This is a genomic window from Micromonospora sp. NPDC005257 (assembly GCF_042872445.1).
Classification (GTDB): domain Bacteria; phylum Actinomycetota; class Actinomycetes; order Mycobacteriales; family Micromonosporaceae; genus Micromonospora.
Genome location: NZ_JBIAKL010000004.1, coordinates 380,636 through 401,816, shown reverse-complemented (window position 1 = coordinate 401,816; position 21,181 = coordinate 380,636). Strand labels below are relative to the sequence as shown.

Below are 21,181 nucleotides of genomic sequence, written 5' to 3'. Positions count from 1 at the left end.
GCCCTGCGGCTCTCAGGCCGGTAGGGCCGCCGGGCGCAGGGCACGGCCCAGCCGCACGGTGAGCAGCACCGCCACCGCGATGAACGCGGGCAGCAGCAGGAACGCCGGGTGCGGGCCGACACCGTCGGCCACCCACCCGAGCGCCACCGGCGCGATCCCGAAACCCACACCCATCGAGTACGCGGACCAGCCCGCCGCCTTGTCCGCGGCCGGACCGGCGACCGCGAGCGCGATCGAGATCGCCAGCGGGTAGTGCAGCGCGTTGCCGAGCCCGAGCACCACCAACCCGGTGACCGCGAGCCAGCCGACGGTGCTGGCCCAGAACAGCGCGAACCCGGCCAGCGAGACGGTGAGCGCGCCGAGCAGCAGCGGCACCGGCGCCCAGCGCAGCGCGGCCCGGCCACCCGCGAGCCGGCCGGCGAACATGCCGCAGACGATCGCGGCGACCGCCGCCGACGCCCCGCCCGCGCTCAGCCCGGCATGGGTCCGCAGCACGTCGGCCGTCCACAGGGACAGGCAGACCTCGATCGACCCGGTGACGGACATCAGAACCCAGGCGATCCAGTACGCGCGCGGCAACCGCCCCGACGCCGAACGCGCCCCGGAGGCGGGCATTTCCGAAGCGGGCACGGCCGAGGCGGGCACGGGAGAAGCGGGCAGAGCGGCGTCAGACGCCCCGGATGCGGGGACTGCGGGTACCCGGGTGGAGCCGGCCACGGGGACGGGGACGCCGGCAGCCGCGACAGCGGGGGCGCGTCGCGGCTCGCGTACCCGGAAGGCCAGGGTGGCGAGCGCGACCAGCGTGATCAGGCCGACCTCGACGGCCATCAGCGGTCGCCAGCCGAGGCCGGCACCGACGCTGGCGCCGATGACGAGCGGCGCCAGGATGCCCATGCCGGCGCAGGCGGCGTTGGCCTCGGTGAGCGCCGCGGGCGCGGCGGGTCCGTGCCGGGCGGTGAGCACCACGTTGACGCCGCTGATGACGAGCATGCCGGCGGTGGCGACGACAGCTACGGCGACGATGGTGGCCGGCAGCGGGCGGAGCAGGCCGAGCGCTGCGGCACCCGCGGCCACACCGGCGAGGCCGAGCCAGATGGCCGGGCCGCGCCCGAGCCGGCGGGCGATCGGGGCGAACAACGCGCCGCCGGCGAGCGCGCCCACCGCGATGCCGGTGCTGTGCAGGCCGGCGACGGCGGCGCCGGTGCCCTGTTCGTCGCGGAGCAGGGGTACGACCGGGCCGAACCCGTAGAGGAAGAAGCCCCACAGACCGAGCTGGGCGTAGGTCAGCCAGGTGATGCGGTCACGGGTGAGGCGAGGCACCGGCCCACGCTACGCGCGCCCGGCCGATGCCCCGCCCCTGCTGAGAGGTAGGTCTCCCCTGCTCAGCGGACGCTGCGGGCGAACTGGCGGGCGGCCCAGAAAACACCGGCGGCGGCGAGCACCGCGATGATGCCGAGGCCCTGCCAGACCCGGTCGTTGCCGAGGTCGCCGTTGAACAGCGCGCGGGTGCCCTCGACCGCCCAGGAGAACGGGTTCCACTTGGCCACGCCCTGGAGCCAGCCGGGCGCGAAGGTGAGCGGCAGCAGGATGCCGGAGAGCAGCAGCACCGGCTGCGCGACGGTGTTCATCAGCGGGGCGAGCGCGTCCTCGCTCTTGACCTTGAGCGCGATGCCGTAGGAGACGGCCGAGGTCATCAGCGCGATGAGGGCGAGCATCAGGTACGCCAGCAGCAGGTTGCCGATGAACACGCGCAGGTCGAACGCGAGCGCCAGCAGCGTGATGATGACCGCCTGCACGAGGAGCGAGACCACGTCGCGCAGCGAGCGGCCGAGCAGCAGGGCGAGCCGGCTGACCGGGGTGACCCGGGAACGCTCGATCACGCCGGCGCGCAGCTCGGCGATCAGGCCGAAGCCCTGGAACAGGCCACCGAAGATGGCGAGCAGCACGAGCAGGCCGGGCACGAAGATCTTGTACGCGGCGGCCTGGGTGGGCGCGTTCAGCGCGGGCTTGAGCAGCGGGGCGAACAGGAGCAGGTACATCACCGGCTGGAAGACGCCGACGAAGATCCACACCGGGTTGCGCAGGAGCAGCAGCGTCTGGCGCTGGAAGATCAGCCAGGTGTCGCGGGCGAGTTTCATGGCAGCTTCTCCGGGGGTCAGGACTCGCGCAGCGAGCGGCCGGTCTTGGTGAGGAAGACGTCGTCGAGGCTGGGTCGGTGCAGCTCGATCGAGCGCAGGTCCAGCCCGGCGTGGTCGAGACGGCGCAGCACCTGCGGGATGGCGGTCGCGCCCTCGTCGACGTAGAGACGCAGGCCTCCCTCGTCGACTGTCTCCAGCTTGCTCACGTACTCCTCGGTGTCGAGCAGTTCGGCGGCGCGCGGGGTGCTCGGCGCGTCCAGGCCGACGATCACCACCTCGCCGGAGATCTCCCGCTTCAGCTCGGCCGGTGTGCCCTCCGCGACCACCTCGCCGTGGTCCATGATCGCGATGCGGTCGCAGAGCGCGTCCGCCTCGTCCAGGTAGTGCGTGGTGATGAAGACGGTCATCCCCTCGGTACGCAGCCGGCGGATCTCGTCCCACATGTGCGCGCGGCTCTGCGGGTCGAGGCCGGTGGTCGGCTCGTCCAGGAAGACGATCTTCGGCTCGTGGATGATGCCGAGCGCGATCTCGACGCGCCGGCGCTGCCCGCCGGAGTAGGTCTTGCACTTGCGGTCGGTGTACTCGGTGAGCTGGAAGGCTTCCAGCGCGCGCTCGGCACGGCGGTGCGCCTCGGCCTTGCCGATGCCGTAGAGGCGGGCCTGGAGCACCAGCTCCTCGCGGGCGGTCGACTCGTCCCAGGTGCTGCCGCCCTGGGCCACGTACCCGATCCGGCGGCGCACCTCGGCCGGGTCCTTGCGCAGGTCGGCGCCGGCCACCGTGGCCTGGCCGCCGTCCGGCTCGATGAGGGTGGCGAGCATCCGCAGCGTGGTGGTCTTGCCGGCGCCGTTGGGCCCGAGGAAGCCGAAGATCTCCCCCGCGGCGACGTCGAGGTCGACGCCGCGGACCGCGTCCACGGTCTTCGTCTGGCGACCCTCGCGGGAGCGGTACGACTTCCGCAGCCCTCTGGTCTCGATCATCTCTGCTCCTGGTCGTCCGGGCGGACCGGAGTGGCCGCCGATCGTCCGCCGAGGACGCACGAATCCCCCGCGATCCCCGCCGAGGCTAACGCGATATAGCTTCTTTGGTCAACGTTGATTATGTCGTGTCACTGCGATCCGTCGGTCCAATCCGACCAGCCCTCCGCTCGTTCCATCCCATCGGGCAGGTACGACACTCCGGACTCGATCCGCTCCGCGATCCGCTCGCACCAGGCCGTCTCCGCCTCGGCGCGGGCCAGCCACAGCTCGAACATCCACCCGACGTGCACCGGCTTGCGGGTGCGCACCCAGTCCGAGTCGAGCGAGGCACGCATCGACTCCACCCCGGCGCGCAGCAGGTTCGCCCGGTTGCGCAGCGCCGCCGCAGCCTCCTCGCGGGGCATCGCCGGCAGGAACGAGAACGCCGCCACGAACGGGTCCGGCGACTCGTGGACCTGCCACCACTGGGCCCGCAGCAGCGTCTCGAACTCGTCCTCCCCCTTCGGCGTCACCTCGTACGTGGTGCGCGCCGGACGGGCGCCCACCTGCTCGACCGAGACGGTCCGCAGCAGGCCCTCGTCGGTGAGCTTGCGCAGCGCGTGGTAGATCGAGCCCGGTTGCACGTTCGCCCACTTGTCCGCGCTCCAACTGAGCAGCTCACGGCGCACGTCGTAGCCGTGCACCGGCTGCATCCACCTGACCAGACCGAGAATCATCATCCGCGTCGCCGACACGGACGCAAGCGTAATAGGCAAGTTTGACTACAGTGCCACATCCCACACTGAGCGATCGTTAGGCCCCGCAGCTCGGCCGCTAAACTCCCGGCAACGACCTCCCGGGAGGAGCCCCAAGGTGCGCAAGGTTCTCATCGCCAACCGCGGCGAGATCGCCGTCCGCGTCATCCGCGCCTGTCGCGACGCCGGACTGGCCAGCGTCGCCGTCTACGCGGACTCCGATCGGGACGCCCTGCACGCCACGCTCGCCGACGAGGCGTACGCGCTCGGCGGCGACACCGCCGCCGACAGCTACCTGCGCATCGACAAGCTGATCGACGTGGCGGCCCGCTCCGGCGCGGACGCGGTGCACCCCGGCTACGGCTTCCTCTCCGAGAACGCCGACTTCGCCCAGGCCGTCATCGACGCCGGGCTGACCTGGATCGGCCCCACCCCGCAGGCGATCCGCGACCTGGGCGACAAGGTCACCGCCCGGCACATCGCGCAGCGTGCCGGCGCGCCGCTGGTGCCCGGCACCCCGGACCCGGTGGCCAACGCGGACGAGGTGATGGCGTTCGCCGTCGACCACGGCCTGCCGGTCGCCATCAAGGCCGCCTTCGGCGGTGGCGGGCGCGGCCTGAAGGTCGCCCGCACCATGGAGGAGATCCCGCACCTGTTCGAGTCGGCCACCCGCGAGGCGGTCGCCGCCTTCGGCCGGGGTGAGTGCTTCGTCGAGCGCTACCTGGACAAGCCGCGCCACGTCGAGGCGCAGGTGCTGGCCGACCAGCACGGCAACGTGATCGTGGTGGGCACCCGGGACTGCTCGCTCCAGCGCCGGCACCAGAAGCTGGTCGAGGAGGCGCCCGCGCCGTTCCTCACCGCCGCCCAGCGCGCCCAGATCCACGACAGCGCCAAGGCCATCTGCCGGGAGGCCGGCTACCACGGCGCCGGCACCGTCGAATACCTGGTCGGCGCGGACGGCACGATCTCGTTCCTGGAGGTCAACACCCGCCTCCAGGTCGAGCACCCGGTCACCGAGGAGACCGCCGGCATCGACCTGGTGCGCGAGCAGTTCCGCATCGCCGACGGGGAGAAGCTGCGCTTCACCGAGGACCCGGCGCCGCGCGGTCACGCCATCGAGTTCCGGATCAACGGCGAGGACCCGGGCCGCAACTTCCTGCCCGCCCCGGGCACCGTCACCGCGCTGCGGCTGCCCTCCGGGCCGGGCGTGCGGGTGGACACCGGCATCTCGGCCGGCGACGTGATCGGCGGCAACTTCGACTCGCTGCTGGCCAAGGTGATCATCGTCGGCGAGACGCGCGCCGAGGCGCTGGAGCGGGCCCGCCGGGCGCTGGACGAGATGGTGGTCGACGGCATGGCCACCGCGCTGCCCTTCCACCGCCTGGTGATCCGCGACGAGGCGTTCGCCGCCGAGCCGTTCACCGTGCACACCCGGTGGATCGAGACCGAGTGGGACAACACCGTACCGGCCTTCACCGCCACCGCCGGCGCCACCGACGAGCCGGCCGCGCGCGAGACCGTCGTGGTCGAGGTGGGCGGCAAGCGGCTGGAGGTGGTCCTCCCCGCCGGGCTCGGCGCGGGTACGGCGGCAGCCACGCCGGCCGCGAAGAAGCCGGCCCGTCGGGGCGGCGGGGGCAAGGCGGGCGCCGCCGTCAGCGGTGACGCGCTCACCTCCCCGATGCAGGGCACGATCGTGAAGATCGCGGTGGCCGACGGCGACGAGGTGGCCGAGGGCGACCTGGTCGTGGTGCTGGAGGCGATGAAGATGGAGCAGCCGCTGCACGCGCACAAGGCCGGCACCGTGAGCGGGCTCGCCGCCGAGGTCGGCGCCGTGATCACCTCCGGCGCGGCGATCTGCACCATCGCCTGACGGCGCGGGCCGAGGGTGGTCTGAACCACCACCGGCGGCGGGACCGCGCCCGGGCGGGAATGATGGCCGGGTGCGGTTCCTTCACGGCGCGGTCCCCGCGCACGACCTGACCTACAACGACGTCTTCATGGCGCCCAACCGTTCCGAGGTGGGCTCCCGGCTCGACGTCGACCTGGCCACCACCGACGGGACCGGCACCACGATCCCGCTCGTGGTGTCGAACATGACAGCCGTCGCGGGCCGGCGGATGGCCGAGACGGTGGCGCGACGCGGCGCGGTGACGGTGATCCCGCAGGACATCCCGATCGAGGTCGTCGCCGACGTGGTCGGCTGGGTCAAGCAGCGGCACCTGGTGCACGACACCGCGATCACCCTCGGCCCGACCGAGACCGTCGGCGACGCCATCCACCTGCTGCCGAAGCGCTCGCACGGCGCGGTGGTGGTGGTCGACGCGGACGGGCGGCCGATGGGCGTGGTGACCGAGGCGGACACCGTCGGGGTGGACCGCTTCGCCCAGCTCCGGCACGTGATGTCGACCGAGCTGCACACCGTCCCGGCGGACGCGGATCCGCGTACCGGGTTCGACCGGTTGTCGGCGGGCCGGCGCCGGATCGCGCCGGTGGTGGACGGCGACGGCCGTCTGGTCGGAGTGCTGACCCGGCAGGGCGCGTTGCGCGCCACGCTCTACACCCCGGCCGTGGACGACAGGGGGCGGCTGCGGATCGCGGCCGCCGTGGGCATCAACGGCGACGTCACGGGCAAGGCCGCCGCCCTGCTGGAGGCGGGCGTGGACACGCTGGTCGTGGACACCGCGCACGGGCACCAGGAGCGGATGCTCCAGGCGCTGCGGGCGGTCCGCCGGCTGGACCCGCCGGTGCCGGTGGCGGCCGGGAACGTGGTGACCGCCGACGGGGTACGGGACCTGGTCGACGCGGGCGCGGACATCGTGAAGGTGGGCGTCGGGCCGGGCGCGATGTGCACCACGCGGATGATGACCGGGGTGGGCCGCCCGCAGTTCTCCGCGGTGCTGGACTGCGCCGCGGCGGCCCGTTCGCTGGGGCGGCACGTCTGGGCCGACGGCGGCGTACGCCACCCGCGGGACGTGGCGCTGGCGCTCGCGGCGGGCGCCTCGAACGTGATGATCGGCTCCTGGTTCGCCGGCACCTACGAGTCCCCCGGTGATCTCTACACGGACGCCGACGGGCGGCGTTACAAGGAGAGCTTCGGCATGGCGTCGTCGCGTGCGGTGAGCGCTCGTACGGCCGAGGACAGCGCGTTCGACAGGGCCCGGAAGGCGATCTTCGAGGAGGGCATCTCCTCGGCCCGGATGTATCTGGACCCGAGCCGGCCCGGCGTCGAGGACCTGATCGACGAGATCATCTCCGGCGTGCGCAGCGCGTTCACGTACGCGGGCGCACGCAGTCTGGAGGAGTTCCACGAGCGGGCGCTCGTCGGCGTGCAGAGCGCCGCCGGGTACACCGAGGGGATGCCGCTGCCGACGAGCTGGTGACGCCGGCCCGCCTCAGCTGAACAACCGCCTGATCACGGTACGGGCGGCGGCCTCCGGGTCGTCGCCCACCCGTGGCGGCAGCGCGCCGGAGAGCCAGAGCGTGGCGAAGCCGTGCACGATCGACCAGGCGGCCAGCGCGTCCGCGTCCGGCTCCCGCCCGGTGTGCCGGGCCACCCCGCCGCGCAGCAACTCGCCCGACCGGGCGCGGGCGGCGATCAGCTCCGGATCGTCGGCCCGGTACAGCTCGGGCCGGAACATGACGTCGAAGTGCGCGCGGTGCCGCACCGCGAACCCGACGTACGCCACCCCGGTGTCGAGCAGGTCGTCGCCGGCCCGCCGGAGCGCGTCGGCGAGCAGGTCGAAGCCCTGGGTGGCGAACGCGGTGAGCAGCCCCGCCTTGTCGCCGAAGTGGTGCGCGGGCGCGGCGTGTGAGACCCCGGCCCGCCGGGCCAGCTCACGCAGGCTCAGCGCGGCCGGCCCGGACTCGGCGATCGCCTCGGCGGCGGTGCTCAGCAGGACGCGGCGGAGGTCGCCGTGGTGATACGAGGCCATGCCGCCACCCTAACTTGTCATTGACAAGATGGTGCCCGTCGGCGCAATCTTGTCACCGACAAGATCCTGCGTCGGAGGGACTGACCCATGGCACCGCTGATCACACTCCTCGCCGGCACCGCGCTGGCCCGGCTCGCCGGCCTGCTCGGCGCGGACGCCCTGGACGGGTGGCACCCCGCGCTGCGGGTGGGGCTGGCGCTGATGTTCGTGCTGACCGGCGTGGCCCACTTCGCGTCCCGCCGAGCCGACCTGATCGCGATGGTCCCGCCGTCGCTGCCCCGGCCCGGCCTGCTGGTCACCGTCACCGGCGTGCTGGAACTCGCCGGCGCGCTCGCTCTGCTGTTCCCGGCCACCGCGCGTCCGGCGGCGGCCGGGCTGGCGGTGCTGATGCTCGCCATGTTCCCGGCGAACGTGTCGGCGGCGCGGCGCGGACTCACGCTCGCCGGCCGCCCGGTGACGCCGATCGGCGTCCGTACCCTGCTCCAGGTCGTCTTCGTGGCCGCCGCGCTGGCGGTGGCCCTGGGCGGGTGACCCGCCGCCTACCCGCCGGACGAGACCGGCGGGCCGGCGGGACGCGGCTCAGGCGCCGACCGGCTCCGCCTCGGCGGGCGGGGAGTCCCCGGTCCCCTCGTGGCGCACGGTCGGCAGGCGCAGGCAGGCGACCAGGCCGATCAGCAGGAACCCGGCGCCCGCGAAGGCCGCGTACCGGGTGGCCTCGGAGAACGCCGCCTTCGCCTCCTCGGCGATCGGCGCGGTACGCGGGTCCGCCTCCAGCCCGCCGATCGCCGCGCCGGCGCTCTCCTTGACCGCGCTCACCACCTGGTCCCGCTGGGCGGGGGTGAGTCCGGGCTGGTCGGCCAGGCGGTCGCCGAGGATCCCGCCGAGGCCGGCGAAGAGGACGGTGCCGAGCACCGCGATGCCGAGCGCGGAGCCGACCTGCCGGGCGGTGCTCTGCAGGCCCGAGCCCTGGCCACTGCGGCGTAGCGGCACCTGCGACAGGGAGACGCCGGTGAGCTGGGCGGTGGCCAGGCCGACGCCGACGCCGTACACGAAGAGGAAGCCCAGGGGCGCCCACCAGCTGGTGTCCGGCGCGACCACGAACCCGAGCCCGGCCACGCCGACCAGCTCGGCGGCGACGCCGAGCTGGACCACCCGGGCCGCGCCCCAGCGCTGCGTCAGCGGCGCCCCGATGCCGCTGGCCAGGAAGCTGCCGACCGCGAGCGGCAGCAGCGCCAGGCCGGTCCGGAAGGCGCTGTAGCCGAGCACGTTCTGGAACCAGAGCGGCAGCGCGAACAGCAGGCCGAACTCGCCCAGGCTGACGATCGCGGCGGCCAGGATGCCGTTGCGGAACGAGCCGATGCCGAACAGCGACAGGTCGAGCAGCGCCGGACGGCCGGCCCGGTTGCGACGTACCTGCTGGGCCAGAAAGATCCCGAGCGCGACGAGACCGACCAGCGCGGCCACCGGCACCGGCGAGATCGACGCGGTCCAGTCCAGCCCGAACAGGCTGAACGGCCGCTCCCGCTCCCACCAGCCGTAGGTGCGGCCCTCGATCAGGGCGAAGACCACGCCGGTCATGCCGACCACCGACAGCAGCGCGCCGGGCAGGTCCAGGCCGCGCTCGGCCTGCTCGTCGCGGGACTCGGCCACGAGCACGAGCGTCGCCACGATCACGGCCAGGCTGACCGGGACGTTGATGCCGAAGGCCCACCGCCAGGAGTACGTGGTGGTGAGCCAGCCGCCGAGCAGCGGCCCGAGCGCCGCCGCGCCACCGATCGTGGATCCCCAGACGGCGAACGCGATGCCCTTCTCCCGGCCGGTGAAGTTGGCGTTGAGCAGGGAGAGCGAGGTGGGCAGCATCATCGCCCCGCCGATGCCCTGGAGCACCCGGGAGGCGATGAGCGTCTCGCCGGAGCCGGCGAGCGCCGCGAGGACGCTGGCGACCACGAACACGGTGACGCCGACGAGGAACATCCGCCGCCGCCCGGACCGGTCGGCGAAGCGGCCGGCGACCAGCAGCAACGCGGCGAAGACCAGGGTGTACGCCTCCTGCACCCACTGCGCGTCGGAGGAGGTGATGTCGAGGTCCCGGATGATCTGCGGCACCGCGACGTTCACGATGGTCGCGTCCACGATGATCATCGCTACGCCGAGGCTGATGGCCAGCAGCCCGAACCAGCGTCCGCGCCCGTCGCCGCGCATTGCGCCCTCCCTTTAGCTAGATTCTCTAGCTACCTGAGATGCTAGCTTTATCCCATGGAGGAGGTGCCGTCAAGCGGGGAACCGACGCCGGCCGCGCCGCCGAGCAGCGAGACGTCCCGGGCGCTGCGCGACGCGCTGCGGATCGCGGGTGACACCCGGGCCGCGCTGGCCCGCCGCCTGGGCCTCAACGCCACCGACGCCGCGGCGATCGACCACCTGGTCTCCAGCCCGGAGCCACTGGGCCCGGTAGAACTGGGCAACCGCCTCGGCATCCGGTCCGCCTCGGCGACCACGCTCGTCGACCGGCTCGTGCAGGCCGGTCACGTCGCCCGGACGCCGCACCCGCACGACAGGAGGCGGCTCAGCCTCCAGGTGACCGAGAGCGCCGTCGGCGAGGTGCTGGAGGCGCTGCGCCCGATGCTCGTCGGCGTCGACCGGGCGGTCGCCCGGCTCACCCCGGAGCAGGCCGAGGCCGCCACGGCGTTCCTGCGCGAGGTCACCGAGGTGATGCGGGAGTACGTCGCCACCGCGCCGGACGAGCCGTCCCGGGCCCGCGCCGACCGCGACTGAGGAGACTCTCAGAAATAGTTTGGGCCCTGATGATTCGGGAGCTAATCTGACGCTCGTGAACACGGGCCCGCTCGTCCGCTTCCCCGACGCTCTGCACCACGCGCCCCTCGGCCGGCTGATCTCGATCGCCGGTCACGTCGTGGAACAGCACTGGGGGCGTTACCTCGCCGAACACGGGCTCACGTCCGCCGGCATGCGGGTCCTGATGATCCTCCTGCGGGCCGGCGAGGTGAGCCACCGGGAAATGGCCGAGCTGTGCTTCGTCCGGCCCGCCACGCTCACCGGCATCGCCGACACGCTGGAACGCGACGGCTTCGTCAGCCGCCGCCGCGCCCCGGAGGACCGCCGCACGGTCCGGCTCGCCCTGACCGACAAGGGCGGCGAGCACGCCCGCACCGTCATCGACATGATCCACAGCGACCGGCCGTTGACGTCGGTCGACGCCGACCCGGCCAACCGGGCGGTGATCCGCCAGTTCCTGATCGAAATCATCACCGGCATGTCCGACGGGGACCTCCGTCGGTTGGACCGGGACAGCGAGTCCGACACCGAGCCGCCGACGGGGAGCCATCCGTGTTGATCCGCCTGCTCCGCACACATCTGCACCCGTACCGACGATGGCTGGCCGCCGTGGTGGCGTTCCAGTTCGTCGGCACCATCGCCTCGCTCTACCTGCCGAGCCTGAACGCCGACATCATCGACCGGGGCGTCGCGGTCGGCGACACCGACCAGATCGTGCGTACGGGCGGGTGGATGCTGCTGGTCAGCCTGCTCCAGATCGCCTGCTCGATCGCCGCCGTCTATTTCGGCGCGAAGACCGCCATGGCGTTCGGCCGCGACGTACGCGGCTCCATCTTCCGGCGCGTCAACAGCTTCTCCGCCCGCGAGGTCGCCCGGTTCGGTGCGCCGTCTCTGATCACCCGCAACACGAACGACGTCCAGCAGGTGCAGATGCTGGTGCTGCTGAGCTGCACCATGCTGGTGGCCGCGCCGATCATGAGCGTCGGCGGCGTGGTGATGGCGCTGCGCGAGGACGTCGGGCTCTCCTGGCTGATGCTGGTCTGCGTACCGGTGCTGGCCGTCGCGCTGGGCCTGATCATCCGCCGGATGGTTCCGGGCTTCCGGCTCATGCAGACCCGGATCGACACCGTCAACCGGGTGCTGCGCGAGCAGATCACCGGCATCCGGGTGGTCCGGGCGTTCGTACGGGAGCCGTACGAGACCGACCGGTTCCGGGTCGCGAACACCGACCTGACCGCCACCGCGCTGCGGATCGGGCGGCTCCAGGCGCTGATCTTCCCGATCGTGATGCTGGTGCTGAACGTCTCCAGCGTCGCGGTGCTCTGGTTCGGCGCGGAACGTGTCGACTCCGGCCAGATCCAGGTCGGCGCGCTCACCGCGTTCCTGCAATACCTCATGCAGATCCTGATGGCGGTCATGATGGCCACCTTCATGCTGATGATGGTGCCCCGGGCGGCGGTCTGCGCCGAGCGCATCGAGGAGGTGCTCGACACCGACTCGTCGGTGGTGCCGGCGGCCGACCCGGTCACCGAGGTCACCGGCCGGGGCGAGTTGGAGTTGCGTGGCGCCGGATTCCAGTACCCGGGCGCGACCGCGCCGGTGCTGCACGACATCTCGTTCCGTGCCCACCCGGGCCGGACCACGGCGATCATCGGATCCACCGGCGCCGGCAAGACCACGCTGCTGACGCTCATCCCCCGCCTGGTCGACCCGACCGCCGGCGCGGTCCTGGTCGACGGCGTGGACGTACGAGAGCTGGCCCCGGACGAGCTGTGGCGGCGGATCGGGCTGGTGCCCCAGCGGCCCTACCTGTTCACCGGCACCGTCGCCAGCAACCTGCGCTACGGCAACCCGGACGCCAGCGACGCCGAACTGTGGGCCGCCCTGGAGATCGCCCAGGCGCGTGACTTCGTCGCCGAGATGCCGGGCGGGCTGGAGGCGCCGATCGCGCAGGGCGGCACCAACGTCTCCGGCGGCCAGCGGCAACGCCTGGCCATCGCCCGCGCGCTCGTCCGCAAGCCGGAGATCTACCTCTTCGACGACTCCTTCTCCGCGCTCGACCTCGGCACGGACGCCCGGCTGCGGGCCGCCCTCAAGCCGGTCACCGCGGACGCGGCGGTGGTCATCGTGGCCCAGCGGGTCTCCACGATCATCGACGCCGACCAGATCATCGTGCTCGAGGACGGGGGTGTCGTCGGGATGGGACGACATGAGGAACTGCTGGAGAGCTGCCCCACGTACGCCGAGATCGTCGCGTCGCAGCAGACGGCGGAGGTGGCCGCATGACCTCGTCGGTTCCGCAGCAGAAGAACGAACCCACACGACTACCTCCGGCCGGGCGGCGTCCCGGCGGTGGCCCACCGCACATGAGCATGGGCATGCCGGCCGAGAAGGCGATGAACTTCGGGCCGTCGGCGCGCCGGCTGCTGGGGCGGCTGCGGCCGTACCGGCTCCAGCTCACCGGCGTGCTCGCGCTGGCCCTGGCCAGCGTCGGGCTCAGCGTCATCGGGCCGAAGGTGCTCGGCCACGCCACCGACATCATCTTCAGCGGGGTGATCGGGCGGCAGTTGCCGGCCGGCACCACCACCGAGGCGGCGGCGGAGGCGGCCCGCGCCCAGGGCAACGGCAACTTCGCCGACATGCTGGCCCGGATGGACGTGATCCCCGGCCTCGGCATCGACTTCTCCGCACTGGGCCGGGTGCTGGCGTTCGCCGTCGCGCTCTACGTCGGCGCCGGCATCCTCCAGTGGGCACAGGGCTGGGTGCTGAACGGGATCGTGCAGCACACCGTGCTGACGTTGCGCGCCGACGTGGAGGACAAGCTCACCCGGCTGCCGCTGCCCTACTTCGACAAGCAGCCCCGCGGTGAGCTGCTGAGCCGGGTCACGAACGACATCGACAACGTGTCGCAGACGCTCCAGCAGACGCTGAGCCAGTTGCTCACGTCGCTGCTCACCGTCGTCGGCGTACTCGGGATGATGTTCTGGATCTCACCGCTGCTGGCGGTCGTCGCGCTCGTCGCGGTGCCGCTGTCGGTGGTGGTCACCGGCCAGATCGCCAAGCGGTCGCAGGGCAAGTTCATCGCCCAGTGGAAGCACACGGGCGAGCTGAACGGCCAGATCGAGGAGGCGTACACCGGGCACGAGCTGGTGAAGGTCTTCGGCCGGCAAAAGGAGGTCGAGGCCGCTTTCCACGCCAAGAACGAGGAGCTGTTCCGGGCCGGCTTCGGCGCGCAGTTCGTCTCCGGGCTGATCATGCCGGCGATGTTCTTCATCGGGAACCTCAGCTACGTCGCGATCGCCGTGGTCGGCGGTCTGCGGGTGGCGTCGGGCTCGATGAGCCTCGGTGACGTGCAGGCGTTCATCCAGTACTCGCGGCAGTTCACCCAGCCACTCACCCAGGTCGCGTCGATGGCCAACCTGCTGCAGTCCGGGGTGGCCTCGGCCGAGCGGGTCTTCGCGGTGCTCGACGCCGACGAGCAGAGCCCCGACCCGGCCGAGCCGGCCCGGATCGCCGACCCGCACGGGCGGGTCGAGTTCGAGCACGTCTCCTTCCGGTACGACCCGGAGAAGCCGCTCATCGACGACCTGTCGCTGGTCGCCGAGCCGGGCCACACGGTGGCCATCGTCGGTCCCACCGGCGCCGGCAAGACCACGCTGGTCAACCTGGTCATGCGGTTCTACGAGCTGGACGCCGGGCGGATCACGCTGGACGGGGTGGACATCGCCACGATGCGCCGCGACGAACTCCGTGGCCGGATCGGCATGGTGCTCCAGGACACCTGGCTGTTCGGCGGCACCATCCGGGACAACATCGCCTACGGCCGCCCCGACGCCACCGAGGAGGAGATCCTCGCCGCCGCCGGGGCGACGTTCGTGGACCGGTTCGTCCGCAGCCTACCGGACGGCTACGACACGGTGATCGACGAGGAGGGCAGCAACGTCAGCGCCGGGGAGAAGCAGCTCATCACCATCGCCCGCGCGTTCCTGGCCGAGCCGTCGCTGCTGATCCTGGACGAGGCGACCAGCTCGGTGGACACCCGGACCGAGGTGCTGCTCCAGCGCGCCATGGCGGCGCTGCGCTCGGACCGGACGAGCTTCGTCATCGCGCACCGGCTCTCCACCATCCGCGACGCCGACCTGATCCTCATGATGGAGCAGGGCCGGATCGTCGAGCAGGGCACCCACGACCAGCTCGTCGCCGCCGGCGGCGCGTACGCCCGGCTCTACCGGGCGCAGTTCACCGGCGCGGTGATCGAGGACGAGATCCCGGCGCCCACCCCGCCCGGTCCGTCGAGCGGGATCCGCGCCGGCGCCGGCACGCCGGTCGGGAACTGACGTGGACCCGGCGACCGGCCCGGCGCCGGTCCCCGTCCGGGTGCCTTCCCGGCACCCGGACGGGCCGGAGTCAGGCCGGCAGCAGCCCCGCCGACCGGCTCGCGACCACCGCGCCGATCAGGCCCAGCGCCTCGGCGGCGGGCATCGGGTCGAGCACCCGGCCGGCGCGCAGGCGCAGCGAGACCGAGCCGTCGGCCGCCTCCCGGGGGCCGAGGACCCCGGTGTACGGGACGCGGCGGCGGGACGCGTCCCGGATCCGGGCACCGAGCGAACCGGCGTGGTCGACTTCGGCCCGCAGCCCGGCCGCCTCGGCCCGGCGGGCCAGCGCGACGGCCGCGTCGGCCTGCGCCGCGTCCACCGGCAGCAGCAGCAACTGCACCGGGGCGTACCAGGCCGGGAACGCGCCCTGGTGCACCTCGATCAGGTACGCGAACAGCCGCTCCATGCTGCCGACGAGGCTGCGGTGCACCATCACCGGCCGTTTCCGGCGGCCGTCCGAGTCGGTGTACGACAGGTCGAACCGCTCCGGCTTGTCGAAGTCGAGCTGCACGGTGGAGATGGTCGACTCGCGGCCCGCCGCGTCCACGATCTCAATGTCGATCTTCGGCCCGTAGAACGCGGCCTCGCCCGGCGCCTCGACGACGTCCACCCCGTCGAGCGCGGCGCGGAGCAGTTCCTCGGCCCGCGCCCAGCCGGCGTCGTCGCCCACGTACCGACGGCCCGGCCCGCGCAGCGACAACCGGAACCCGGCGGGACGGACGCCGAGCGCGGCGTGCGCCTCCCCGATCAGCCGCAGGATCTCGCGGACCTCGTCGCCGACCTGCTCCAGCGCGCAGAAGTTGTGCGCGTCGTTGAGCGAGATGGCTCGTACGCGGGACAGCCCGCCGAGCACCCCGGAGCGCTCGGCCCGGTACATCCCGCCCAGTTCGGCGACCCGCAGCGGCAGCTCCCGGTAGGAGCGCCCGCGGGCCCGGAACACCAGCGCGTGGTGCGGGCACAAGGCCGGACGCAGCACGAACTCGTCGTCGGCGCTCAGCCGCATCGGCGGGAACATGTCGTCGGCGAAGTAGCCCAGGTGCCCGGACAGCTCGAACAGCTCCCGTTTGCCCAGCGGCGGCGAGTAGACGTGCCGGTAGCCGGCCCGGCGCTCCAGTTCCCGCACGTACTCCTCGACGGCGTGCCGGGCGGCGGCGCCGGCCGGCAGCCAGATCGGCAGTCCGGCGCCCGCGAGCGGGTCGGAGACGAACAGCTCCAACTCCCGGCCGAGCCTGCGGTGGTCGATCATGTCGCTCTCCTTGATCGGGTACGACCCGGAGGCGAGCAGGCCCGGAACGCCGCGAGGCCCCGGAGCGGATCGCCCCGGGGCCTCGTCGACGGAAACGTCAGTGCGGCACGCCGGGAACACCCGGCGTCGTCGTCACTACCGCGCTGCACATGCCCCGACGCTAGACGCGCGGGCGTCGATGGCGCACCTGAATTACGGAGAGCGGGGGCGGGTCGCCGGCACGGGACCTGCCGGCGACCCGCGGCGGCCCGGGCATCGAGAACGGGGGACCCGACGACTCCGGCGCCGCGTCCCACCAACGGTACTCCGCGTATCGATGATGTGCCGCCCCGCCCCGGCCCGGACGCGCCGGTGACCCGTCACCTTTCGGCAGGCTGCCTCGTTCCACATCTACGGCCTGCCGGTGTCGGCTGTCACCGCACGGTGGGGCCGGTGGTGGTGACGCCGGACACGGCGTCAGGCTCGGTCCGGTCGAACGGAGAACTCCGACGAGGTGGCGGTCGTGGCCGAACTCATCTCTGACGTCGCGTCGCCCATGTGGGCGTACGCGCTGCTGTTGATCCTGCTGGTCGTCGACGCCTTCGTCCCGGTGGTGCCGACCCAGCTCGTCATGATCACCAGCGGGGCGCTGACCGTGTACGGCGGGCTCAGCCTGCCGGTGACCATCGCGGTCGGCGCAGCCGGTGTGTTCATCGGGGATCTGGCCTGCTACCTGATCGGCCGCAGCACGCCGACCCGCCGCCCGGCACGCGCCACCACACCCGGACGGGCACGCCGGGCCGTCACCCGGGTCACCCGTGGGCTGCGCGAGCCGGGGCCGCTGGTGATCCTGCTCTGCCGCTTCGTGCCCGGCGGCCGGATGGCGGCCTGTTTCTCGGCCGGGCGCAGCCGATACCCGTACCGCCTGTTCCTGCCCTACGAGGCGGCGGCGGCGCTCGCCTGGTCCAGTTACGGCACGCTCGTCGGTCACCTGGGCGGTACGGCGCTGACCCACTCGGCGTGGCGGCTGCTGCTGGTCGGCGGGGTGGCCGCAGCGGGATTCGCGCTGGCCGGGTGGGCGATGACCTGGATCAGCAACAACCGGCAGACCCGCGCCGAGACCGCCGCCGACTCAGCCGGCAGCTGACGCGCCGTCGTGGGACGCAGGCCTGTCCCAGGCGCGGATCAGCCAGATCGAGAGCGGCGAGAGCGATCCTCCCGGGGTGCCGGTAGGGGACGACCCGGGTAGCGAAGTGGGTGGTGGTCCCGGATCCGTCTGGGGCGGTTCCGGCGACAGGCTGGCCGTATGCCTGGAACGCGGAGAAGCGGCCTGCTGGCCCTCGGCGGGATCCTCCTGGCGGCGGTGCTCGCGGTGATCGGTCACCTCGGGGTGAGCGACGACCTGGATCCCTGGTCGCTGACCGTCAGCGACTTCGCCGTCTCCGATCGGGGCGGCGCCATCGACACGGCGATGGCGGTGCTCGCGGCGGCCGGCCTCGTACTCCTGCCGGAGCTGCGCCGGGCCGGCGCGGGCCGGGTGCCACTCGCGCTGCTGGCCGCCTGGTCGGCCGGGTTGCTGGCCGCCACCGTGGTGCCCACGAACGAGCCGGGCACGCCCATGGACACCGCCGCGTACGTGCACCGGTACGCCTCGGTGCTGTCGTTCCTGGCCCTGCCGGTGGCCGCTTGGCTGCTCGCCCGTCACCCGGTCGCCGGAGCATCCGCCTGGCTGCGCGGGCTGACCGTGGCCAGCCTCGTGCTGGCAGGCGCGATGATCTGGTCCGCCTACCCCGGCGACCGCGCGCTGCTCGGCCTGATCGAGCGCCTGCTCATCCTCACCGAGACGGCCGTACCCACCACCCTGGCCCTGACCCTGACCCGCCCCAGGGCCGTCGATCATGCAGTTGGGGCCCCGCACAGACCGGACATACCGGTCGGATCGGGGGCCGCAACTCCATGATCGACGAAAGCCCGCACCGGGCTACTCCAGCTCGTGGAGCATGAGCTGGCGGGCGGCCTCGGTGATGGAGCCGGACAGGCTCGGGTAGATGGTGATGGTGTGGGCCAGCTCGTTGACGGTGAGGTTGTTCTCCACCGCCATCGTGATCGGCAGGATCAGCTCGCTCGCCTTCGGCGCCACCACCACGCCGCCGATCACCTGACCGCTCGCCGGCCGGCAGAACAGCTTGACGAAGCCGTCGGCCAGGTCCGCCATCTTCGCCCGGGCGTTGCCGGCCAGCGGCAGCATCACCTGGCGGGCCGGGGTCTTGCCGGCGTCCACCTCGTCCTGCGAGACGCCGACGGTGGCCAGCTCCGGGTCGGTGAAGACGTTCGCCGCGACGGTACGCAGCCGTAGCGGCCGGACCGCCTCGCCCAGCGTGTGCCACATGGCGATCCGGCCCTGCATGGCAGCGACGCTCGCGAGCGGCAGCACGCCGGTGCAGTCACCCGCCGCGTAGATGCCCGGCACATTGGTACGGGAGACCCGGTCCACTGTCACGTAACCGCCCCGGGCCAGCTCCACGCCGTACTCGGCCAGGCCCAGGTCGGCGGTGTTCGGGATCGAACCGACAGCGATCAGCGCGTGCGAACCGGTGACCTGACGGCCGTCGGAGAGCACCACCTCCACCCCGTCGCCGACCCGGCGGACCGCCTCGGCGCGGGAGTTGTTCAGGATGCTCATGCCGCGGTTGCGGAACACCCGCTCGATCGCCATCGCGGCGTCGGCGTCCTCGTGCGGCATCACCCGGTCGCGGCTGGAGACGAGCGTGACCTTGACGCCCATGGCCAGGTACGCGCTGGCGAACTCGGCGCCGGTCACGCCGGAGCCGACGACGATCAGGTGCTCGGGCAGCTCGGGCAGGTCGTACACCTGGCGCCAGGTCAGGATGCGCTCGCCGTCCGGTACGGCGGTGGGCAACTGGCGGGGGGTCGCGCCGGTCGCGACGAGCACCGTCGACGCGGCGATCGAGTACTCCTCGCCGCCGTCGGCCGGGGTGACGATCACCCGGTGGGTGTGGCCGAGCGTGTCCTCGCCGAGCCGGGCAGTGCCGGCCACGAACTCGACGCCGGCCTTGACCAGCTTGGTGTGGATGTCGGCGGACTGGGCCAGGGCGAGCCGCTTGACCCGCTCGTGCACCGTCCGGGCGTCGACGGTGACCGCCTCCAGGCCGTCGGGGTGCACTCCGAACTCCTCGGTGTCCCGGTAGCCGGTGACCACCTCGGAGCTGGCAATGAACGTCTTGGAGGGCACGCAGTCGGACAGCACGCAGGCGCCGCCGGCACCTTCCGCCTCGACCACCGTGACCTCGGCGTCCAGCTGCGCGGCGACCAGGGCCGCCTCGTACCCGGCCGGTCCGCCGCCGATGATCACGATCTGGCTCACAGGAATAGCCCCTCGTCTGTGCTCACAGTGACTTTCTTCTCCCCGTCCCGTCCGACACGCACTGTCGTATTCTCCCCCACCCGCCAGCCGGGCTATCGTCGTCGCCGTGGGTCTCTATGCTGCTTACGGCTCGAACCTGGATCCCGCCCGCATGCGCGCCTACTGCCCGCACTCGCCGATGGTGGGCACCGGCTGGCTGGAGGGGTGGCGCCTCACCTTCGCCGGCGAGGACGTCATCGGGTGGGAGGGCTCGGTCAGCACCGTGGTCGAGTCCCCGGGTGACCGGGTGTTCGTGGCGCTCTACGACATCCACCCGTACGACGCCGCGCAGCTCGACGAGATCGAGGGCGTGACCGCCGAGACGTACCGGAAGTTGACGGTCCGCGTCTCGACGCTGGACGGCGACGTGACCGCGTGGGTCTACGTGTTCGACGGGTACGAGGGCGGACTGCCCACGGCGTGGTACCTCTCGGAGCTGGCGAACGCCGCGGAGAAGGCGGGCGCGCCGGACGACTACGTCACCGAGCTGCGGTCCCGCCCCACCGGCACCGCGTCGGCGTAGCGCGTCTCCCACACGGACAGTCTGCGCCGCGCGGCCGCACCCGCGCTCGGCGACCCCGGTACAGGGGTGCCGGGTCACACCCGCGAGGCGGGCACACTCCGCTCGTACATGTCGGCCCAGTGCTCCTCCACCAGCCCGACGGAGCGGTAGAGCGTGACCGGCGCGGTCGGGTTGGCCAGGTCGACGCCGAGCCCCGCCCCGGCGCGGCCCTTCGCCGCGTAGACCGCGAAGGCCCGGCGCAGCAGCGCCGCACCCACCCCCCGGCGCCGGTACGCGGGCAGCACCGACAGCGTCCGCACCCACCCCCGGTCCTGGTCGAGTGCCTGGTCGGAGGACTGGAGCGCGCCGGCCGGCTCGCCGTCCACCTCGGCCAGCAACCACTCGTCCCAGACCTTGCCGTACGACGGCAGCAGATCCCGCCACTGCTCGAAGTCGAGCGGATCGTGGTCCGGGGTGTCCCGGAACGCGGTGTCGTAGATGCGGTGGAACAACCGCAGGTCGTTCTCGTCGTCGGCGCGCAGCGGCCGCACTGTAACCCCCGGCGGGGGCGCCGGCTCGGCGGGCAGGTCGGCGAGCGACCGGGACATCCGGATGTAGCGCTTGATCCGGGTGAACCCGGCCTCGGCCAGCTCACCCGCCCAGCGGGCCTCCGGCGCGTACACCCCGGCGCGGGCGGTCAGCGCGGGCAGGCCGCGCTCGGCGGCCCGTTCGGCGACCCGCTCCAGCAGCCGGGCCAGCAGCGGCGCACGCAGGTCGGCGCCGCGGTCGGGGTCGACGAGCACGTCCACCCACTCCCGGCCCACTCCGCTCGGGTTGGCCAGGATCGACCAGGCCACCGCCGTGCCGTCCGGGTCGGTGACCAGCCAGGAGTCCCGGGCCGGGTCGACGAACGGCGCGGTCAGCGCGGACCGCACGTCCTCGTCGTCGAAGTCGGGGTGGCCGACGGCGAACATGTCGGCGGCGTGCACCACCGCCAGGATCGCCGGCACGTCGTCGAGGGTCGGGCGGCGGGCCGACCAGCCGGCGGGAAGCGTCACGGGCCAGATCCTGGCAGCCGGA

General features: G+C 72.8%; 19 protein-coding genes. 10 read left to right on the top strand and 9 right to left on the bottom strand.

Going from position 1 to position 21,181, the window contains the following annotated elements; all coding sequences use genetic code 11:
- Window positions 1-12: 12 nt before the first annotated feature.
- The 4 genes from ACFYO8_RS11705 to ACFYO8_RS11690 form a co-directional block, all read right to left on the bottom strand.
- Window positions 13-1,320, bottom strand: coding sequence for an MFS transporter (locus ACFYO8_RS11705; protein WP_354864827.1), 1,308 nt, complete (start codon window positions 1,318-1,320; stop codon window positions 13-15).
- Window positions 1,321-1,382: 62 nt separating this feature from the next.
- Complete coding sequence (locus tag ACFYO8_RS11700) at window positions 1,383-2,138, bottom strand: ABC transporter permease (RefSeq protein WP_355047183.1); 756 nt, start codon at window positions 2,136-2,138, stop codon at window positions 1,383-1,385.
- Between the two features lie 17 nt (window positions 2,139-2,155).
- Window positions 2,156-3,115 (bottom strand): ATP-binding cassette domain-containing protein, encoded by a 960-nt coding sequence (locus tag ACFYO8_RS11695; protein ID WP_387257174.1) that lies wholly within the window; start codon window positions 3,113-3,115, stop codon window positions 2,156-2,158.
- Between the two features lie 128 nt (window positions 3,116-3,243).
- On the bottom strand, window positions 3,244-3,834 hold the full coding sequence (locus tag ACFYO8_RS11690) for a PadR family transcriptional regulator (RefSeq protein WP_387257203.1): 591 nt from the start codon (window positions 3,832-3,834) through the stop codon (window positions 3,244-3,246).
- 133 nt (window positions 3,835-3,967) lie between these two features.
- Here ACFYO8_RS11690 and ACFYO8_RS11685 point away from each other — a divergent pair, with 133 nt between their 5' ends.
- Complete coding sequence (locus ACFYO8_RS11685; RefSeq protein WP_387257172.1) at window positions 3,968-5,719, top strand: acetyl/propionyl/methylcrotonyl-CoA carboxylase subunit alpha; 1,752 nt, start codon at window positions 3,968-3,970, stop codon at window positions 5,717-5,719.
- A 70-nt stretch (window positions 5,720-5,789) separates the two neighbouring features.
- Window positions 5,790-7,229, top strand: coding sequence for a GuaB1 family IMP dehydrogenase-related protein (locus ACFYO8_RS11680; RefSeq protein WP_354864819.1), 1,440 nt, complete (start codon window positions 5,790-5,792; stop codon window positions 7,227-7,229).
- A 12-nt stretch (window positions 7,230-7,241) separates the two neighbouring features.
- Here the strand turns inward: ACFYO8_RS11680 and ACFYO8_RS11675 are convergent, their stop codons facing one another.
- Window positions 7,242-7,781 carry a TetR/AcrR family transcriptional regulator gene (locus ACFYO8_RS11675; protein ID WP_354864817.1) on the bottom strand — a complete coding sequence of 180 codons (540 nt, stop codon included), beginning with the start codon at window positions 7,779-7,781 and terminating at the stop codon, window positions 7,242-7,244.
- Between the two features lie 87 nt (window positions 7,782-7,868).
- Here ACFYO8_RS11675 and ACFYO8_RS11670 point away from each other — a divergent pair, with 87 nt between their 5' ends.
- Window positions 7,869-8,312: a DoxX family membrane protein gene (locus ACFYO8_RS11670; protein WP_354864815.1), complete on the top strand. Its 444-nt coding sequence runs from the start codon at window positions 7,869-7,871 to the stop codon at window positions 8,310-8,312.
- Window positions 8,313-8,360: 48 nt separating this feature from the next.
- On the opposite strand, the gene ACFYO8_RS11665 is transcribed toward ACFYO8_RS11670, so the two are convergent.
- Window positions 8,361-9,983, bottom strand: a complete 1,623-nt coding sequence (locus ACFYO8_RS11665) for a DHA2 family efflux MFS transporter permease subunit (protein WP_354864814.1) — start codon at window positions 9,981-9,983, stop codon at window positions 8,361-8,363.
- A gap of 54 nt (window positions 9,984-10,037) precedes the next feature.
- On the opposite strand from ACFYO8_RS11665, the gene ACFYO8_RS11660 reads away from it, so the two are divergent.
- Genes ACFYO8_RS11660 through ACFYO8_RS11645 form a run of 4 tightly spaced genes read left to right on the top strand, consistent with a single transcriptional unit; the run spans window position 10,038 to window position 14,911 of the window.
- Window positions 10,038-10,553, top strand: coding sequence for a MarR family transcriptional regulator (locus ACFYO8_RS11660; protein ID WP_354864812.1), 516 nt, complete (start codon window positions 10,038-10,040; stop codon window positions 10,551-10,553).
- A 55-nt stretch (window positions 10,554-10,608) separates the two neighbouring features.
- Window positions 10,609-11,133, top strand: coding sequence for a MarR family transcriptional regulator (locus tag ACFYO8_RS11655; RefSeq protein WP_355014893.1), 525 nt, complete (start codon window positions 10,609-10,611; stop codon window positions 11,131-11,133).
- A complete protein-coding gene (locus ACFYO8_RS11650; RefSeq protein ID WP_355014892.1) occupies window positions 11,127-12,860 on the top strand; it encodes an ABC transporter ATP-binding protein in 1,734 nt (577 codons plus the stop codon). Before ACFYO8_RS11655 ends, ACFYO8_RS11650 begins: the two co-directional genes overlap by 7 nt.
- Window positions 12,857-14,911, top strand: coding sequence for an ABC transporter ATP-binding protein (locus ACFYO8_RS11645; RefSeq protein WP_355014891.1), 2,055 nt, complete (start codon window positions 12,857-12,859; stop codon window positions 14,909-14,911). Before ACFYO8_RS11650 ends, ACFYO8_RS11645 begins: the two co-directional genes overlap by 4 nt.
- Window positions 14,912-14,981: 70 nt before the next feature.
- Here the strand turns inward: ACFYO8_RS11645 and thrS are convergent, their stop codons facing one another.
- Window positions 14,982-16,196: a threonine--tRNA ligase gene (gene thrS, locus ACFYO8_RS11640; RefSeq protein ID WP_354864804.1), complete on the bottom strand. Its 1,215-nt coding sequence runs from the start codon at window positions 16,194-16,196 to the stop codon at window positions 14,982-14,984.
- Between the two features lie 502 nt (window positions 16,197-16,698).
- On the opposite strand from thrS, the gene ACFYO8_RS11635 reads away from it, so the two are divergent.
- Window positions 16,699-17,322: a DedA family protein gene (locus ACFYO8_RS11635; RefSeq protein WP_354864802.1), complete on the top strand. Its 624-nt coding sequence runs from the start codon at window positions 16,699-16,701 to the stop codon at window positions 17,320-17,322.
- 159 nt (window positions 17,323-17,481) lie between these two features.
- A complete protein-coding gene (locus ACFYO8_RS11630) occupies window positions 17,482-18,135 on the top strand; it encodes a DUF998 domain-containing protein (protein ID WP_354864800.1) in 654 nt (217 codons plus the stop codon).
- Between the two features lie 21 nt (window positions 18,136-18,156).
- On the opposite strand, the gene ACFYO8_RS11625 is transcribed toward ACFYO8_RS11630, so the two are convergent.
- Complete coding sequence (locus ACFYO8_RS11625; protein ID WP_354864798.1) at window positions 18,157-19,560, bottom strand: NAD(P)H-quinone dehydrogenase; 1,404 nt, start codon at window positions 19,558-19,560, stop codon at window positions 18,157-18,159.
- Between the two features lie 106 nt (window positions 19,561-19,666).
- Here ACFYO8_RS11625 and ACFYO8_RS11620 point away from each other — a divergent pair, with 106 nt between their 5' ends.
- Complete coding sequence (locus ACFYO8_RS11620) at window positions 19,667-20,122, top strand: gamma-glutamylcyclotransferase (protein ID WP_354864796.1); 456 nt, start codon at window positions 19,667-19,669, stop codon at window positions 20,120-20,122.
- Between the two features lie 74 nt (window positions 20,123-20,196).
- Here ACFYO8_RS11620 and ACFYO8_RS11615 read toward each other — a convergent pair whose 3' ends face one another.
- Window positions 20,197-21,159, bottom strand: a complete 963-nt coding sequence (locus ACFYO8_RS11615) for a GNAT family N-acetyltransferase (RefSeq protein ID WP_354864795.1) — start codon at window positions 21,157-21,159, stop codon at window positions 20,197-20,199.
- Window positions 21,160-21,181: the final 22 nt, after the last annotated feature.

Bases quoted from the DNA above. Each gene is read 5' to 3' on its own strand.
- ACFYO8_RS11700 (WP_355047183.1), bottom strand. From the start codon at position 2,138: ATGAAACTCGCCCGCGACACCTGGCTGATCTTCCAGCGCCAGACGCTG.
- ACFYO8_RS11695 (WP_387257174.1), bottom strand. From the start codon at position 3,115: ATGATCGAGACCAGAGGGCTGCGGAAGTCGTACCGCTCCCGCGAGGGT.
- ACFYO8_RS11690 (WP_387257203.1), bottom strand. From the start codon at position 3,834: ATGATGATTCTCGGTCTGGTCAGGTGGATGCAGCCGGTGCACGGCTAC.
- ACFYO8_RS11675 (WP_354864817.1), bottom strand. From the start codon at position 7,781: ATGGCCTCGTATCACCACGGCGACCTCCGCCGCGTCCTGCTGAGCACC.
- ACFYO8_RS11670 (WP_354864815.1), top strand. From the start codon at position 7,869: ATGGCACCGCTGATCACACTCCTCGCCGGCACCGCGCTGGCCCGGCTC.
- ACFYO8_RS11665 (WP_354864814.1), bottom strand. From the start codon at position 9,983: ATGCGCGGCGACGGGCGCGGACGCTGGTTCGGGCTGCTGGCCATCAGC.
- ACFYO8_RS11660 (WP_354864812.1), top strand. From the start codon at position 10,038: ATGGAGGAGGTGCCGTCAAGCGGGGAACCGACGCCGGCCGCGCCGCCG.
- ACFYO8_RS11645 (WP_355014891.1), top strand. From the start codon at position 12,857: ATGACCTCGTCGGTTCCGCAGCAGAAGAACGAACCCACACGACTACCT.
- thrS (WP_354864804.1), bottom strand. From the start codon at position 16,196: ATGATCGACCACCGCAGGCTCGGCCGGGAGTTGGAGCTGTTCGTCTCC.
- ACFYO8_RS11630 (WP_354864800.1), top strand. From the start codon at position 17,482: ATGCCTGGAACGCGGAGAAGCGGCCTGCTGGCCCTCGGCGGGATCCTC.